Raw genomic sequence first — 16,925 nt, 5'->3', positions numbered from 1 at the left:
ACCTGGGTGCAGTCACCCTTCGGAGCAGCTCAAAGCCATTAGCCCTTTGACTTACAAGGTATTATATTTGTGAGGTTATGCTAGGCTTTACGTATTACCAACAGCTGGAAGAAATGGACTGCGGGGCAGCTTGCCTGCGCATGGTTGCCCGGCATCACCGGCGGTACTACGACCTGGAATTTCTCCGGGAACGGACGCGGATCAGCCGCGAGGGGGTCAGCTTACTGGGCATCAGTGAAGGTGCGGAAAGCATCGGCCTGCAGACCCTGGCCTTGCCCGTTACCCTGGAACAGCTGGAACGCGACATTCCCCTACCCTGTATTCTTCCCTGGAACGAGGAACACTTCGTGGTGCTCTACCGGATTCGCAAGGGGAAATATTACATCGCCGACCCCGACCCCATCATCGGCAAAAAAGAACTTTCGGCCGAGGCCCTCCTCAAGGGTTGGGCCACGCTTCAGGGAGAGGGCGGGCACCCTATGGGGAACGTCCTGGTCCTCGAAACCACCCCCGAATTCTACTCCAAGGACAAGGAGGGACTCGATAAGAGCAGCCTGCGGTACGTCCTGCAGTACTTCCGTAAGTACAACAGCCTTCTGTGGCAGTTTGGCTCGGGATTACTCCTGGCCTCCGTCCTGCAGATCGCCCTACCCTTCCTGCTGAAAAACATGGTCGATTTCGGGATCGTCCATGATGACTTCGACTTCATCGTTTTGGTCGTCGTGGCCCAGGGCATTCTGATGCTGAGCATCACGCTGCTCGGTGCCCTGCGTCGTTACATTATGCTACACATCGGGGGGCGGGTGAACGTAAGTCTGGTCAGTGACTACATTCACAAGCTCACCAAACTTCCGCTCTCCTTCTTCGACAGCCGGAGCCGCGGTGACCTCCTGCAACGCATCAACGACCACGAGCGACTGCAGAGCTTCCTGACCGGTTCTACCCTCGTACGGGCCTTCAGTCTTTTCAACTTCTTCGCCTTTTCGCTGGTACTGGCCGTGTGGAGCGTAGAATTGTTCTTCATCTTTCTCATCGGCACCCTGTTTCACGTTGGGTGGGTGGGGCTGCAGGAAATGCGGAAACGGGACCTGGACTTCAAAATCTTCGAGCAAAGTGCCAAGGGGAAAGAGAGTCTGATGGAAATCATCGACGGTATTGAGGAGATCAAACAAAGTAACGCCAGCCGGCAAAAGCGCTGGGCCTGGGAGCGGCAGCGAGCCGGACTGTACCGGACTCAGGAGCGCCTCAGCTACCTGGACCAATGGCAACGGACCGGAGGAACCGCCCTCAACCAGATCAAAAACCTCCTCATCACCCTGGTGGCTGCCGGCGCGGTGCTTTCCGGTGACCTGACCCTGGGTGCCCTCGTGGCCATCCACTACATTCTTGCTCAGCTAAACAATCCCGTAGAGGATTTCACTGAATTCATTCGCGGGTACCGCGAAAGCATGATCAGCCTGGAGCGGATGAACGAAATCCACAACAAGGCTGATGAGGAGGACCCATTCAACCGCATCAGCATCATTCCGGGCGATGGCAGCATTGACCTGGCGGACGTAAACTTCCACTATAACCTCCCCAATGCCCCCATGGTCCTGAAGGACCTCAACGCCCGCATTCCCGCCGGTAAGATCACGGCCATCGTCGGGACCTCGGGCAGCGGAAAATCGACGCTGCTGAAGTTGCTACAGGGTTTCTACCAGCCCACCAGTGGTGAAATCCGGGTGGGAGGTACTAACCTGAACACGCTGGACAAATCCTTCTGGCGACGCCAGTCGGGGGTGGTGCTGCAGGATGGTTACATCTTCACGGACACCATCGCCAACAACATCGCACTGGGGGCCAATATCGTGGATCAGTCCCGGATGGTGAAGGCCGCCAAAATTGCCCAGATTGAACGCTTCGTTGATCGCCTTCCGGAAGGCTACGGCACCGTAATCGGGGAATCCGGCATGGGGCTCAGCCAGGGGCAGAAGCAACGGCTGCTGATTGCCCGGGCCATCTATCACCAGCCCAAATACCTCTTCCTTGACGAGGCCACCACCGGCCTGAACGCCTTTACCGAGGTGACCATCATGGACGAGTTGTTTGACTACATCGCCGGAGCAACGGTAATCCTGGTGGCCCACCGCCATTCCACCTTTGAGCGCGCGGATCACATCATCGTCCTCAACGAGGGAGTAATCGTCGAGCAGGGCAGCCACCGGGAATTGATGGAGCGGCGATCCAATTATTTCCGCCTCGTCCGGAATCAAACGCTGTTGGGTAACTGATGGCCGACTACGCTTCATCATCCACTCCCGCCCAGTCGCCGCAACTCCGGCGTAGTCAGGACGTTGAGGAGGTAATCGGCACGCCTCCCGTATGGCTGGCCAAATACGGTACGCTGGTGCTGCTGGTCTTTGTCGTATCGTTGGCGACGCTGGCCTCCTTCTACTCCTACCCCGACGTCGTGGAAGGAGAGCTTACCCTTACCACCATTGACCCACCGAGGCGCTTGCAGGTTAAACAGGATTTCTCCATTGACCGCATCCTGGTCAACAGCGGAGACACCGTGGAGGCCGCCCAAACCCTGATGGTAGCCAAAACCCGGGGAACTTACGAGCACCTCTCCTCGCTGGACACCCGCCTGTACAACATGCGGGACCAGACCGATCAGGCCCTGGCGGAACTGGAAATCCCCGCCAACTGGAATCTTGGGGAAATCCAGGAAGCCGTATACGATTTTCAGGAGAAGCAGGAAGTGTATAACAACCTGGTAGCCCGCCGGCTGGACGGCCTGACCACCCCGGAGCTGCGTCGTCGCATTGCGGAACGGGAACGCTACATCCGGGAGCAACGACAACTCCAGGAGCGCCTGGAAAGGCAGCTTCAGGGGGAACGGGAGCGACTGACCCGGGAAGAACAACTGCTGCGGGACGGCATTGACAACCAGGAGCAACTGAACACCGCTCGCCGGTCCGTTGAGATTACGGAGGCGGATCTCCAGCGCAGCCGGAGTAACGTGCGGGCGGCGAGTTTTGACATCGAGTTGATGCGCAACCAGATTGAGAGTTACCGGGGCGGACTACCCAGTACGGTGGCCAAGGCCGCCGACGACCTGCGGAACAGCTTTTCGGCCCTGCGGGCCTCCCTGGGGGAGTGGATGCGCGACTATACCGTGGTCAGCCCGGTCCGGGGCCAGGTACTGTTTGACCGCCTGATTCAGAAAGACCGGTTCCTGCTCCAGGCTAGCGAAGTGGCCACCGTCATTCCGGCCACCAATAGTGACATCATCGGACGCATTGACCTGGCGCTGAAGGGCTCCGGGAAAGTGGAAGTCGGGCAACGGGTGATGGTTCAGTTTGACAATTACCCCTACCTGGAATTTGGCTCCGTTCAGGGAGTTGTCATGAATAAGGGGACCATCCCCACGGATCGGAAAATCACGGTAGAGGTCGCCTTCCCGAAAGGATTGAAGACCACCATTGGCCGCCGACTGGAACCCTCTCCGCTCATGCACGGCCAGGCCAACATCATCACCGACGACGAAACCCTGCTGCGGCGCTTCCTCGGCCGGTAACCTGCGGATGTCCTTCATCCGGCAAAGGCTAACTTACAGACCTTCTTATAATTAGATTAACGTTAGCTCGTTTTACGGGTGCTGGAATTATCGTATCTTCGCGGCCTTAAAAGTAGGTACGCTAATCGCTCACCCATGAAAGAAGATATCGCAGTCCCCCAAGTCACCCACGTAATGGTAGCCGTCGTTCCCCGTCCGAACGGTACTAAGGACGATCTATGGGATATCTACGTCATCAATGAAATGGATGAACCGATGGAGAACGTCCTGATCACCAGCCAGGGCTACGGTATCCTCAACGGAAGGGATAAAACCACTACGGTACTCCGCCATTTCCATCAGCTCATTCCTTCCAAGGGGTTTCTGAAAATCGAACCCATTGCCCCCGAACTGTTCGGCATTCAGAACGAATACTGGGTCAGCTTCAACGCCAAGGGAGGCATGCTGGATAAAAAGTTCATTTTCCCGGCGGGTTCCATCAACGAAGCGGAACTGCAAACCGTTCCCGTTCTTAACCAGCCCGGCGTCATTGTAGAATAAGCTCCGGACTTTATTGCCCCAACCAAAACCAAGCCCCCTTTGTCTCGTCCTCCCGCCAAACGCGTGTCCGATAGTCGGACGATCATGTCCGAACTGGTCATGCCCAACGATACCAACCCCCAGAACAACCTGATGGGGGGAAACCTGCTGCGCTGGATGGATATCGCCTGCGCCATTTGCGCCGGAAAGCACACCAATCGTCCGGTGGTAACGGCTTCGGTGGACAACGTCGCCTTTGGCTCCCCCATCCGCAACGGTGAGGTAGTGACGCTGGAAGCTACCGTAACCCGGGCCTTCAACACCAGTCTGGAGATTTACGTGGAGGCAACCGCCGCCACCATGCAGGGAGCGAATCCACGACGGACCCACCACGCCTACTTCACCTTCGTGGCCCTGGACAAGGACAACGGCAGTCCCGTAGCCATTCCCGAAATCATTCCGCTTACGGAGATTGAAGAACAGCGGTACGCCGGCGCCATGCGCCGGCGGGAACTACGCCTCGTTCTGGCCGGCCGGATGAAACCCGACCAGGCGAGCCACCTCAGAGAAATTTTTGGCCAGTAACTCCAGCGCCGGTTCTCCAACTTAACTAAGGAGGGAAAAAGCCAGCAGATCACAGTCGAATTTCTATCTTCGCGGCCATGCGAATTGTTACCTACAATGTAAACGGTATCCGGGCTGCTCTCCGTAAAGGTTTGGCGGAATGGGTTGCCGAATCTGACATCGACGTACTTTGCCTCCAGGAAACCAAAGCGTCTGCGGAGCAGGTAGACATGACGGAACTGGAAGCCCTGGGATATGTCCACCAACAATGGCACAGCGCCACCAGCAAAAAGGGCTATTCCGGAGTGCTTACGCTGAGCCGCATCGCCCCCGATTATGTGCAGGAAGGCATTGGCATGGAAGCCTACGATCGGGAAGGAAGAGTGGTGCGCACCGACTTCGGTGACCTGACCATCTTCAACTGCTATTTCCCGAACGGCGGCCAGGGCGAAGAACGTCAGAATTTCAAATATCGATTTCTGGACGATTTCCTGCAGTACATCAAGGACCTGCGCCAGGAAAGGCCCAACGTACTCGTAGTCGGGGACTACAACATCGCGCACCAGGAGATTGATCTCCACGACCCCAAACGCAACGAAAAGAGCAGTGGCTTCCTCCCCGACGAACGGGCCTGGATGACCAAATGGTTCGCCGAAAGTGGCCTCGGAGACGTTTTCCGGCTAAAACACCCGGAGGAGGTGGCCTACAGCTGGTGGAGTTTCCGGGCCAATGCCCGGGCCAACAACAAGGGGTGGCGCATCGATTACCACAGCCTCAATTACGAGTGGATGGACCGCGTAACGAGCGTCCAACACCTGCCGGACGCCATGCATTCTGACCACTGCCCGATTGCCCTCGATCTAACCACCTGACCCGCATTTGCTCCCTAACCAAGCCACCAACATGCGTATTTTTCTCGACAATTCTGCCACCACCCCCCTCGACCCGGAAGTACTCGACAGCATGACGGAAGTCATGCGCGCCCACTACGGTAACCCCAGCAGCATTCACGCCGAAGGCCGGCAGGCCCGGGCGCTCATCGAAACCGCCCGCAAGACGGTGGCCAACGCCCTGAATTGCAGTATCGGAGAGATTTTCTTTACCTCCGGGGGCACCGAAGCCAATAATATGGCGCTGAAAAACAGCGTCCGGGACCTTGGCGTCAAGCGCATCATTTCCTCTCCCCTCGAGCATCACTGCGTACTGCACAGCCTGGAAAGCATCGAAGCCACCGGCGCCGCGGAAGTGGTCATGGCCAACATCGACGAGCGGGGACACGTTGACCTCAACCACCTCCGGGAACTACTGGCCGATAAGTCCAAAAAGACCCTGGTCAGCCTGATGCACGCCAATAACGAAATCGGGAATTTGCTGCCCATGGAGGAGGTCGCCACTTTGTGCGCGGACGCAGGTGCCATGTTTCACTGCGATACCGTGCAAACCATGGGATACTACCCCATTGACCTCGACCAGACGCGGGTAAATTTCCTCTCCGGATCCGCCCACAAATTTTACGGTCCCAAGGGAGTTGGCTTTATCTACGTAAACAACGACAACATCATCAAGCCCTACCTGGATGGCGGTGCCCAGGAGCGCAATATGCGCGGCGGCACGGAAAACATCTACGGTATCGTGGGCCTGGCCAAGGCGCTGGAAAAAGCCGTGGCCGAACGGGAAGCCCGCGCCCGGCACATCCAGCAATTGAAGGACCACTTCCAGTCCCGCTTACGGGAAAAGTACCCGGAAGTAACCTTTAACGGGGACCCCGCCCGCGGACACTACAAGGTGCTCAGCGTAAGCTTCCCCGAATCGCCCAAAGGCGACCTCCTGCTGATGAACCTCGACCTGCACGGCATTTCGGCGAGTGGAGGATCGGCCTGCTCCAGCGGAATTGACGTGGGGAGCCACGTGGTCGGTCATTTGCACCCCGACAGCAAACGCCACACCATCCGGTTCTCCTTCAGCCACCACAACACCCTGGAAGAAATTGATACCGTGATCGATAAGTTGGAGGGCATGCTTTAACTCTAATGGTAGTTTTTTTCGTGAGGTTTCATCAGCGATTCCGTAGAATCGCGGTTGATCAGTAGAGCAAACGGTAGCGGCAGGAAATTTGTGGGTTAGTGCAAAGTTATAACCCTGGTTGTAGCATAGAGTTATAAACCTCTTCTCCTTGATGTTTTTCCTCAATAAATTGCTTTTCTGGTATTAGATGGAGGTGTGATATGGAAGCCTAATCATTACTGATTCCGAACAAAGACGGACATTTTTTCTACTATGCAAGTTTGGTACTTTTGTCGGCCAAAAGTACCGCAAAAGCCTTCCGTCTAAATTGCCGGCTTAACGGGCTCACGGCACTTTTGGCGCCTACGAAATTGAAACTCGCCGCACACTAATTTTTTCAAAGAACACCTATCGATTGCCGACTCCTTGTTTTTCAAGCAATCATCGAGCATTGGCTCAAACACCAATTCCGCTTCACGGCCCAAAAGCACCGCTCCCCCTACCAGCAATTAAGGCCGGATATAAGATTTATTCTCGTTGCTGTCTTTGATCAAAGTATTTGCTACTACCAAGTTTTCCTTAGGGATTTGTTCCGGTTTTTCCCTGCTACCCCTTTTTCGGCCTTCGTCATCGGTAGGGAATGGAGGCCTTTGCGACCGTTAAGCAAAGTTGTTGTATGAGCATCCCAAGGCTTTGCAAAGCCTCCAGTGATGTGCAACTAATCAGCGGTCTTTTGTCCTTCAAGTCGGTTGCGAGTTTCGACTTTGTAGGTCAGCAAAGGTCTTCATTCCCGTTAAGCCGATGATGCAGCCGAGGGCTTTTGGCTACCTTTTGGCCTACAAAAGGTAGAAAGCTTATGAGGCAGAATTCTCCTTAGCGCTTAAGCGTAAACCTGGAGGATTCTTACGTACCCCTCCCCATTTAGCTACTCCACTCATCTGACCCAATTTATACAATGTTACAACCTTCCTTTTGGCAGGGAAGAACTAAAGAGACTGAACTCAGCTGAAATGACATTCTGTGTGCTATCAGAAGAGGTATAACGCTAATGCCATCCTACAAATCCCCTACCGCTACTGCAAAACTAAAACTCTTGATTGTCAAATAATTAAACCATAGGTCAACCTGTCTCTGGAAGCTCATTTTTCGTGTCGGTTGTCTCCTTTCCTATTCCAGCTTAACGCCGGGGATACGCACCACCTCGAAGGTGGTGGAGGCGAGCTCCACCGCACCTTCGGTCGCCCTTATTTTCTGCTCAATGGCTTCCGAAAGCAGGTGTTTGGTGGTTCGCCGCTTCTTGTAGTCTACGATATACCGCAGGTTCATTTCTATCCAGTTGTCCGTGAGTTTCAGCGCCAGCGTGGGCTCCACAATGGCGTCCTCGATGTAGTATTTCTTGACCACCGTCTGCCACTGGGTAATGGACTGCTTCACGTAATCCGACAGGAGTTCGTCCGCGGTATTCCGGACGATTGATTTGGCGCGCTCCAGGTCCCCTCCGTACCGGATGGGCAGATTGATCTCATCCCAAACGAAGGGGAAGTCCTGCGAATAGTTATAGATCGCCCCCTTGAATACAAAAGCATTGCTGAGCTTAACGATCCGGCCACTGTAGTTATCACTGGATACCCATTCCCCGATTTCCATCATCGTGGTGTAAATGCTATCGATGTCGATGACGTCGCCCTTGATGCCATTCATCTCTATCCGGTCGCCCGGTTTGTACACCTTCACGACAAAAATGTAAAAGGAACCCGCCACGCTCAGGATTAACTCCTGCAGGGTGATGGTGATTCCGGCCGTCAACAGGCCAATGATGATCGTAACGTCCTTGATGCTTCCCGTAAAGTAGGTGATCGTAACCAGGATGATGATCAGGTAGCCCAGAATCTCGATGGCCTTCTGTGATTTGTAGCGAATGGCAATGTCCGGTAACTTCCGCTTCACGAAGTTGCGCAGAAAGGAGATCACCAGAATAATCACCACCACCCAAACCAGGTAGCGAAGGATGTTTACCGCCGTGGGATGCTCCACCATCCAGTTTTTCAGGTATTCAATGGTCTCCATAAGGTTGGTTTAGTGGCCAGGGGCCTTTCTGCCGGGAAGCTAGTCTTTTTCCGTACGGGAGGCAATGACTTTCGTCAAACCATTCCGTTGTACCTACGTTAATCGTATACACCATAAATAAAAATCCAATGTCCTCCCCGATTCTTTCCGTACAGCGTCTTGGTATGCCCTGGCAAACCCAGGATCCCTTCCTGTTCAGTGTCCATCACCTGGACCACTACCCTGCCGGTAACGACGAGCTGGGCCCCAAAGACAACCTGGCGGGACGACGAATCGGGAATGACTTCGGCGGGAAGGATGGTTGGAGTATGTATCACGGACAGCAGGTACCCGGATTTCCGCATCACCCCCACCGGGGCTTTGAAACCATCACGGTCGTGGAGCGGGGTTTCGCTGACCATACGGATTCTCTCGGCGCCACGGGGCGTTTCGGGCAGGGAGACGTACAGTGGATGACGGCGGGAAAGGGCGTCTTGCACTCCGAAATGTTTCCGCTCCTGGACCCCGAGGGGCCCAACACTCTGGAGCTCTTTCAAATTTGGCTGAACCTGCCCCGTAAGAGTAAAATGGTGCCCCCGAATTACCAGATGCTCTGGGCGGAAGATATTCCCGTCGTGACCACCAAGGACGACGCGGGCAAGGAAACATCGGTGAAGGTGATTGCCGGCGACTACGGGGAGCAGGCCGCGCTGACCCCACCCCCGCATTCCTGGGCTGCGGATGCTGACAATCATCTGGCGGTCTGGCTGATCCGGATGGAAGCCGGCGCCCGGTGGAGCCTACCGGCCGCTGCCCCCGGACTGAATCGGGCGCTCTACGTTTACCAGGGGGAAACCCTGACCGTTGCCGACCAGGAAATTGATAACTACCATTCCATCCAGTTACGGAGCGAAGCCGCCATCGACCTTGTCGCGGGCAAGGAAAGTATTAGCATGCTGCTGTTGCAGGGGCGGCCCATCGACGAACCGGTGGTCCAGCACGGCCCCTTCGTGATGAACACTCCCGAGGAAATAAGTATGGCGTTCGCCGAATACCGCAAAACCCAGTTTGGCGGATGGCCCTGGCCCAGCGACGAACACGTACACCCACGGGATAAGGGACGCTTCGCCCTCTACCCGGACGGAAGCGAGGAAAGCCGGTAGCATCCCACCCTCACGGCTGCTCTGGAGATGCCCGGCACCCGCACGCGTTGCCCTGTAATTTTGCTTTACGACAAGCACCAGTACCTAAACCTATCGGATGAAGCCTTAACGGCTTCCCGCCAGCACCGCGACCAGTTTCTCTTCTACCGCATCACCGGCCGGGGTAAACAGTTCGGCCAGGAGGACGTACACGCCCCGCTTGGCCCGCAGCCCCTCATCGTCCGCACCGTCCCAGCGCAGGGTGCCCTGGCTGCCCAGCAGCTCGATCCGGCGCAAGGTACGAACCAACCGTCCCTGGGCATCAAAAATGCGGATGCGGGCCAGGTAACCGGGTTGCGGAGTGACGTAGATGATTTCCAGAATGTCCTCAAAGCTGTCCCCGTCGGGGCTGAAGGTTTCGCTGACCAAACTAAGAATCTGGTCGCCCGTAGGCATGAGGGCGTCCCGATTTTGGGAGTTCGGGCGGGTCGGCGTACCAAATCCTTCGGTGGAGGCAGCACTGAACCAGTTTCCGTCCTCCTGGCTATTCCCCTTATACCGTAACCGCTCGAGAGCAACGCCGTCGTCCGGCCCCAGCAGTTCGCTGTGCAAATCGTCGGAATAGTCAAAGGCATCCAGTACTTCTCCTTCCGCGGAAGTCACGGTGATGTTCCCTTCGTCATCGGGCAGGCTGGGCAGGCTTTGATCCACCATCAGCGTGGGGTCCACTTCTTGGTACTGTTCGATGATCACGTCCGGATCGGCCGAAAAGGTCAGGTGCTCACCGGGTAGGAAAAGGCGACGCACGGAAACCTCGCGGGAAGCCGAGGTGCTGGAAGTTGACTGGGTGTTGCTGAGTACCCAGCCCTCAATTTGGAAAACTTTGTCGGAGCAGTTGTAGAGTTCCAGATAATCACTTCCGCCGGAAGCGGGATTGAAGAGTACTTCGTTGATTACCACTTCTCCGGGGGCCGGAAGCACGGGGTTCGCTAACTGCAGCGTCAGGTCGTCAGTGGGGCGGTTCCCGGCGCAATCCTGATACTGCGGCAGCAGCGTAAGGGTGAAAATCCCGCCTTCGGGGAGTTGCTCGGAAAGAAAGAGAGTCAGCTCATTGTCTTCGAAAACTTCCACGGCGGTGATGGACGGGCCATCAAACGTAAGGATGGAGGGACCGAACTGATCGGGGATGATGGGCTCGTTGAAGATCAATACGATTTCCTGGCCGGCGACAGAGAACTCCCGGAGTTCCGGGGCATCCTGATCGGCCGGCATCCCGAGCACGCTGTTGGCGCGCCCGGGCGTTCCGCCGGAGGGGTCCAGGCTTGCCCGCCATAGTCCGCCACAGTCGGCCGGGTCCGTCCCGGTAAATTCGATGCTGTATCCGCCGCCGTTACGCTCCTCGTCATTGTACCATTCGGTGGTGTAGCGGAGACCAAATAATACCTGGCCATCGAACTCCAGCGCAATCTCATCTCCTCCGTTGGTGAGCGAGGGCAGGGACATCTCGCGTACGTTATCGATCCCCAGCGCAGTGTATTCGGCGCCCGCTCCGTTGGGCACCAGGAGCAGGTATTCTCCCGGACCGATGCTTCCGCCCCCCAGGGTGGCGGGGCTACCTCCACTGGATAAACCAACGCCCTCGAGGGAAACGCTTACGTCGCTGAGGTTTTGGATTTCCACGTATTCTTCGTCCGGGAGATTCGTCACCACGGGATTCGGATCGGGCATGAATTCGGTGATGATCAGGTTGCCCGCCGAGGCAGGAATGGTGGGATCATAGAATAAGGCTGCGGTGAGGTTTTGGGCGAGGTTGCCCGCCTCATCCCGGATGGAATCGATGGTCAGCGTAACGGTCTCCCGTAGGGGCAGGTTGCCGCTGAGTTCCAGGCTCAGCTCGCTTCCGTTCAGGGTAGCTCCCGTCACGGTGATGGAGGGATTGCTTAAGGAGTAGTTGTTGATATTTTGCGCAAGCGCAGGTGCCAGGTTCTCGCTGAAGTCCAGTCGGACCAGGTTCGCCGAAATGATTTCCACCTCCGTGAGTGTCGGAGGAACGGTATCCCGGTCTTCGGTGGTGGCGGAGACGATCAGGTCATCGAAGCTGAACCGATCGGCCCGGGTACTGGTGTAGGTGGCCAGGATTTCGAAAATATCGGGAGCGAAGCGTTCCGTCGTGGAAAAAGTATCTTCTTCCGTGAGTTCACTTCCCCCGGTATAGTTGGTCGCCAGGGACCAGGTGTAGTTGTCCGCCTGCCCGGTGCGCTTCAACTCAAAACGAACCACGGCCGGACTGCTGCCCAGGGCACCTGCGGCACCGCCCAAAGTCCCCTCGACATTACCGCCGGCAGAAAAACTGATTTCCAGGGCGTCGTCACTCCCGGAAATCCCTCCGAAACGGAGGGTAATGACCCGCTGGGCGTCCTGGGAGTCCCGCAGAAAAATTTCCGAATAATTACTGCCGGAGGGGGCAAAATCCATCTCCACCAGAAAGGAGTACACCAGCTGCTCGGCGGTGGCCTCCACGGGAGTAAGGGTTTGCAAGCGAGAGCTCCCCGCTCCGGTGGCCATTAGCCTTAGACGGCCGTCCGTAACCACAAAGTCCGGGGTGTCGCCGGTCCATTCCGGGTTGAGTAAATCACCGTCCGAAAAATCATCCGTCGTTGTTTGGGCGAAGCATAAAAGCGGGGCAAACAGCAAGAGCAGGCTCAGGCAATATTTCATGGAGGTAAAGATAATTGCGCCGGGCGCTCCGTTGGGGATATTTGCCGGAAAAGTAGAGCCGGTTCGGAATGGAGAACATCTAGTATAAAATCCGTTGTACCTTGGGGAATAGAGATGACCTTCCATGTGTAGAGTACTCACCATCCTAGTTTGCGGTCTGCTAAGCCTTGGCCTTCCCGCCCAGGAGCTGATCAGTCTGGTTGATCACTATACGACGACCAATGGCCTTTCCCATAACTCCGTTCACCATATTTACGAGGATAGCCGGGGGCTAATCTGGCTATCGACCCGCTACGGCGTCAACCGCTTTGACGGAGAGCGCTTCAAGGTTTACACCAAAGAAGAGCACGGCCTCCACTTTAATATGGTCGGAGACATCCACGAAGATCATGACGGGATGCTCTGGATGGTCAATAGCCAGAACAACAATTTGCTTCAGGCGATTTTGCCGAACATCCGGTACACCATTTTCGACCCGATTCTGGAGCAGGCCGTTGACCCCGCTGAGTATCTGCCCCCCAACTTTCTGGAGGATTTAAATCGGTGCTACTTCCACTTCCAGGTGGATGATGGCAGCATGATTTTTCTGAGTCAGGACGGATACTTCCTCCGGTATTACGGGCGGGATAATTACGAGCGGGTGGAGCTCAGCCAAAACATTCCGCGGCAGAACAATATGGGCCAGGCCTCCAGCAACTCCTTCTGGGCCCTCCTGAGAAGCTACCGCTCGGAAACGAGTATTCTGAGCCGAATCAATTTCCGCGGCGAGATCCTGGACCAACTAAGTCTGGATCGCGCTGATTACACCCCCACCTTCAAACAGTATTATCCTTCCAGCGGGATCAATTGGCGGTGGATGAGTCCTTCGTCCGGTAAGCCCCGCAACTACGCTACTTATGATTCGCTGGGAAATATGCGGCAGTATGATCTGCAGGCCCTTTTCCCGGAAATTCCCGACAACGCTAACGCAGAGTTACAATTCCTGGACTTAGCCAACGACCTACACTGGATTTACTACAGTGACACCATTTTCCTGATGCGACCGGGAGAGGGTGTACTGGGAACCGTCCCTCACGTAACCATGGATCACTACGCCCTTCGCGGAAAAGACGGGACGATATACGGATGTGACCAAAACAACGGTTTATGGGCGGTTAACCTTACCCCGAACTCCTTTCGAAAGGAAACCAGTCAGGAATTTCTGGTCAGGCAGGCGAGTAAGGATAAAAACGGCAAGCTGTGGGTGGGGCTTGACCCCTTTAACCGCCGCAGAGTTGGCGAAGACCTTGCGGAGGTAGACGATTCCGTTCAGTACTTCTGGAATTATACCGTGATGCAGGACGATGCCGGTGATTTATGGCTTGGCCCGGACGTAGTCAAAGCCGAAAATGAAAATTCTTCGCCTTATTTGCTGCGGTTTGACGGCAAGGAAATGACGGAATACCGAGGTTATCGGTACACGACCATCGATGATTTAAAGTACTGGTTACTCTGGCAACACCCCGTCTCTAAAAAAATCTGGGTGGGGCCGGAGTCCGGGGGCATAAGAATTATTGACCCAGAGGTCAATATGGTAGAATCCTTTCAGGATGACGATAACCACCAGGAGCTCAATAAGGCACTGGTGTATTTCGCCACGCTGGACTCAACCGGAAATACCTTACTCTGTACTTCACGGGGTGTCTTCTTTATTGACCGAAAAAATCGGGTGACTGGGCAGTACGGCAGTGGCGTTGAGGGGGAGAATTATCTGCCCGTTCAGGACTTCCATCACGTATACATCGATGAAAACAAGGTCTTATGGCTGGCCTCCGGTGACGGAGGGCTGCTGAAATGGGATTACTACGGGGATGGAAGCTACCGGCAATACACTATTGCCGACGGGCTAAGTTCCAACGTCCTCCACTCCATTTATCCCGATAAAAATGGCCTTTTATGGATTTCCTCCGAGGAAGGATTGATTCGCTTCAACAAAGAAGATGGCTTTTCCCAGAATTATGACGTCAAACACGGCACGATCAATCAGGAGTTTAACCGGGTGGCTCACTTTCGGGATGATGACGGCCGGATCTATCTGGGTGGACTTAACGGCTTAATGTCCTTTCACCCGGATGATTTCCCTTCCGGGTCCACCATATCTTCCCGAAGCTACATCACGCCAATCGATGTTTTACGGGTAGACAACAGCACCGGTAAGGTTGAAAATTTACTCCCTACGTTGCTGGCCGAGAACACCATCTTCCTCACCGAAGAGGCCCCCGCGGCAGAGTTGGTCTTCAGGTCGCCTCAATTATCAAGAAACCAACACTACCTCACCTACCACATCGAGGGGATTACGGAGCAGTTCACCCCGATCACGGAATCCGTTTTACCCCTACGGGGAATTCCCTACGGCGCCCATCAGATGATCGTACGGGCTTCTGACTTCCGGGGGAATAAGCTTGAGGAGAAGCAGTACAAGATCCACCGAAGTCCGCCCTGGTATCTGCAAACCTGGGTCAGGTCCCTTATGCTGGCGGGTTTCGCCCTCGTCATCTGGTTTATCGTTCACCTCAGGACCCGCTGGCTGGAGCATGAAGTAAATCTGAGGACAAAGGATATTGAGGCCAGTCAGGAGGTCATTCGCCGACAAACCGTTGAACTGCAAAAGCTGGATGCGCTGAAGTCGCGCTTCTTTGAAAACATATCCCATGACCTCAGGACTCCACTGACCTTGTTGCTGCAACCGATCAATAAGCTTAAGCAGCACGAAGCACTGGACGATCAGGATCGGCAAGCACTGGAGCGGGCCTCCATCAACGGCGACCGAATGCTTACCCTGATCAATGACATCTTTAACTTATCCATGTTGGAAACGGGAAAGCTTCCGCTCAATCCCGTTACGACCAACCTGAAGGGTTTGTTGGAAAACATCGTGTTTTCGTTCTCTGACCTGGCCGCCGAAAAGCAGGTGCGGATTGCCCCGGTATGTACCGTACCACCGCCCCTATGGATCAAGATTGACCGGGACAAACTCTCTACCTTATTGCAGAACTTACTGCAAAACGCCATTAAATACACCGACCGGGGCGGGACCGTAAAGGTGGCTTGCTCCGTAGATGAGGAGAACTTTCACATCCACATCATTGATACTGGCCGCGGCATCTCCCCCCAGGATCTTCCTCACATATTTGACCGCTTCTATCAGGCGAAACAGCACAGCGGACGGGCAGAAGGAGGGTCGGGAATTGGTCTGGCCATTTGCCGGGAGCTCACGACCCTGATGGGAGGATCCTTATCGGTTGTGTCTGAGCTGGGCGTGGGCAGTACGTTTAAACTCGCCCTGCCACTGGTTGCGACCGTCCCCCCGGAAGAAGAACAGGCGATTGTTGCCCCCGAAGTGGAAGAAGAGGAAAACTTCTCGCTACTTTCCGCTACCGATCACGGGCCACAGGCACACAGAGTACTGGTAGTTGAAGATAATGCTGACCTGCGGGAGTTTTATCAGAGTGCCCTGAGTCCCTATTTTAAAATTTCCCTCGCAGCAGATGGGCTTCAGGCCCTTGATATTCTTCAGGCCAACAAACAAAAAGGCGACCTCCCGGAACTCATCATTACTGACCTGATGATGCCCCAGATGGATGGTTTTCAGTTTTTGGAGCAGATCAAGGCCGATCAGGCGCTGGCCCTCATTCCTACGGTAGTCGTTTCCGCGAGGGTGCAACACCCTTCCCGAATGAAGGCGCTGCAAATCGGAGTAGATGATTACGTTACCAAACCCTTTCAGGAAGAAGAATTACTTCAGCGAATTCGCAACCTGATACAGAATGCTAACGTCCGGAAGCAAGCTCTACTGGAAAATACGGAACTAGTCGATACTCCGAATGAGCCATCTGCTCCGGAGGCACTTTCTCCCGAAGACCGTATCTGGGTAAACGAATTATCGGACTACATCAGGAACCACCTTACCGACCCCAATCTGAGCACAGAGTCCGTGGCGGCGGCCTTTTTTGTGAGTGGTCGCACCCTAAGTCGCAAAACCAAATCTTTGACCGGGCTGAGCCCCAATAAATTCATTCTGGAGGTACGGATGCAGGTAGCGCGTGAGCTACTGGGGAAGGTGCCCCGTCCGACACTTTTGGAAATCACCCAAAAGATCGGCTTGAGAAAAGCCAGTTACTTTTCCAGAAAGTTCAAAAACAGATACGGTATTCGTCCGGCGGATTTTAGACCAAATATCCTCCAGGAGGTGAAAAATGAGCAGTAAATTGCCTTTCTGTCCGTATCAGGGACCTTATTGTCCGAATAGCGGCCACCTTCCGATATGAATATTTGTACTTTGCATTTGATTTAATGCGAAAGAATTAATCAATCTTCCGTCCGCCTATTTT

Annotated in this window: 10 protein-coding genes; 8 read left to right on the top strand and 2 right to left on the bottom strand. The window is 54.9% G+C overall.

Features of this window, described 5'->3' with window-relative positions:
* Nucleotides 1-77 precede the first annotated feature (77 nt).
* The 6 genes from E1J53_RS22790 to E1J53_RS22765 all read left to right on the top strand — a co-directional run bounded on the left by E1J53_RS22790 (nt 78) and on the right by E1J53_RS22765 (nt 6,670).
* Nucleotides 78-2,273, top strand: a complete 2,196-nt coding sequence (locus tag E1J53_RS22790) for a peptidase domain-containing ABC transporter (RefSeq protein WP_134274736.1) — start codon at nt 78-80, stop codon at nt 2,271-2,273.
* Nucleotides 2,273-3,562, top strand: coding sequence for an HlyD family efflux transporter periplasmic adaptor subunit (locus E1J53_RS22785; RefSeq protein WP_134274735.1), 1,290 nt, complete (start codon nt 2,273-2,275; stop codon nt 3,560-3,562). The genes E1J53_RS22790 and E1J53_RS22785 overlap by 1 nt, the downstream gene beginning before the upstream one ends.
* 135 nt (nt 3,563-3,697) lie before the next feature.
* Nucleotides 3,698-4,102, top strand: coding sequence for a hypothetical protein (locus E1J53_RS22780; RefSeq protein WP_134274734.1), 405 nt, complete (start codon nt 3,698-3,700; stop codon nt 4,100-4,102).
* Between the two features lie 84 nt (nt 4,103-4,186).
* Nucleotides 4,187-4,666 (top strand): acyl-CoA thioesterase, encoded by a 480-nt coding sequence (locus E1J53_RS22775; RefSeq protein ID WP_134274747.1) that lies wholly within the window; start codon nt 4,187-4,189, stop codon nt 4,664-4,666.
* A gap of 77 nt (nt 4,667-4,743) precedes the next feature.
* Entirely contained in the window at nt 4,744-5,517 is a 774-nt protein-coding gene (locus E1J53_RS22770) for an exodeoxyribonuclease III (RefSeq protein WP_134274733.1), read from the top strand.
* Between the two features lie 31 nt (nt 5,518-5,548).
* Nucleotides 5,549-6,670, top strand: coding sequence for a cysteine desulfurase family protein (locus E1J53_RS22765; RefSeq protein WP_134274732.1), 1,122 nt, complete (start codon nt 5,549-5,551; stop codon nt 6,668-6,670).
* Nucleotides 6,671-7,816: 1,146 nt separating this feature from the next.
* On the opposite strand, the gene E1J53_RS22760 is transcribed toward E1J53_RS22765, so the two are convergent.
* Nucleotides 7,817-8,716, bottom strand: a complete 900-nt coding sequence (locus E1J53_RS22760) for a mechanosensitive ion channel family protein (protein WP_134274731.1) — start codon at nt 8,714-8,716, stop codon at nt 7,817-7,819.
* A gap of 128 nt (nt 8,717-8,844) precedes the next feature.
* Here E1J53_RS22760 and E1J53_RS22755 point away from each other — a divergent pair, with 128 nt between their 5' ends.
* Complete coding sequence (locus E1J53_RS22755; RefSeq protein WP_134274730.1) at nt 8,845-9,858, top strand: pirin family protein; 1,014 nt, start codon at nt 8,845-8,847, stop codon at nt 9,856-9,858.
* Between the two features lie 105 nt (nt 9,859-9,963).
* On the opposite strand, the gene E1J53_RS22750 is transcribed toward E1J53_RS22755, so the two are convergent.
* Nucleotides 9,964-12,555, bottom strand: a complete 2,592-nt coding sequence (locus E1J53_RS22750) for a lamin tail domain-containing protein (RefSeq protein WP_173021608.1) — start codon at nt 12,553-12,555, stop codon at nt 9,964-9,966.
* Between the two features lie 124 nt (nt 12,556-12,679).
* On the opposite strand from E1J53_RS22750, the gene E1J53_RS22745 reads away from it, so the two are divergent.
* The gene (locus E1J53_RS22745; protein WP_134274728.1) at nt 12,680-16,801 is read left to right on the top strand and encodes an ATP-binding protein; all 4,122 of its coding nucleotides are present in this window, start codon (nt 12,680-12,682) and stop codon (nt 16,799-16,801) included.
* Nucleotides 16,802-16,925 lie beyond the last annotated feature (124 nt).

It is taken from the genome of Lewinella sp. W8, from assembly GCF_004375085.3.
In the GTDB taxonomy this organism is placed as follows: Bacteria; Bacteroidota; Bacteroidia; order Chitinophagales; family Saprospiraceae; genus Neolewinella.
Note: the sequence above shows the minus strand (reverse complement) of the source record. Positions and strands in the feature narration are given on the sequence as shown.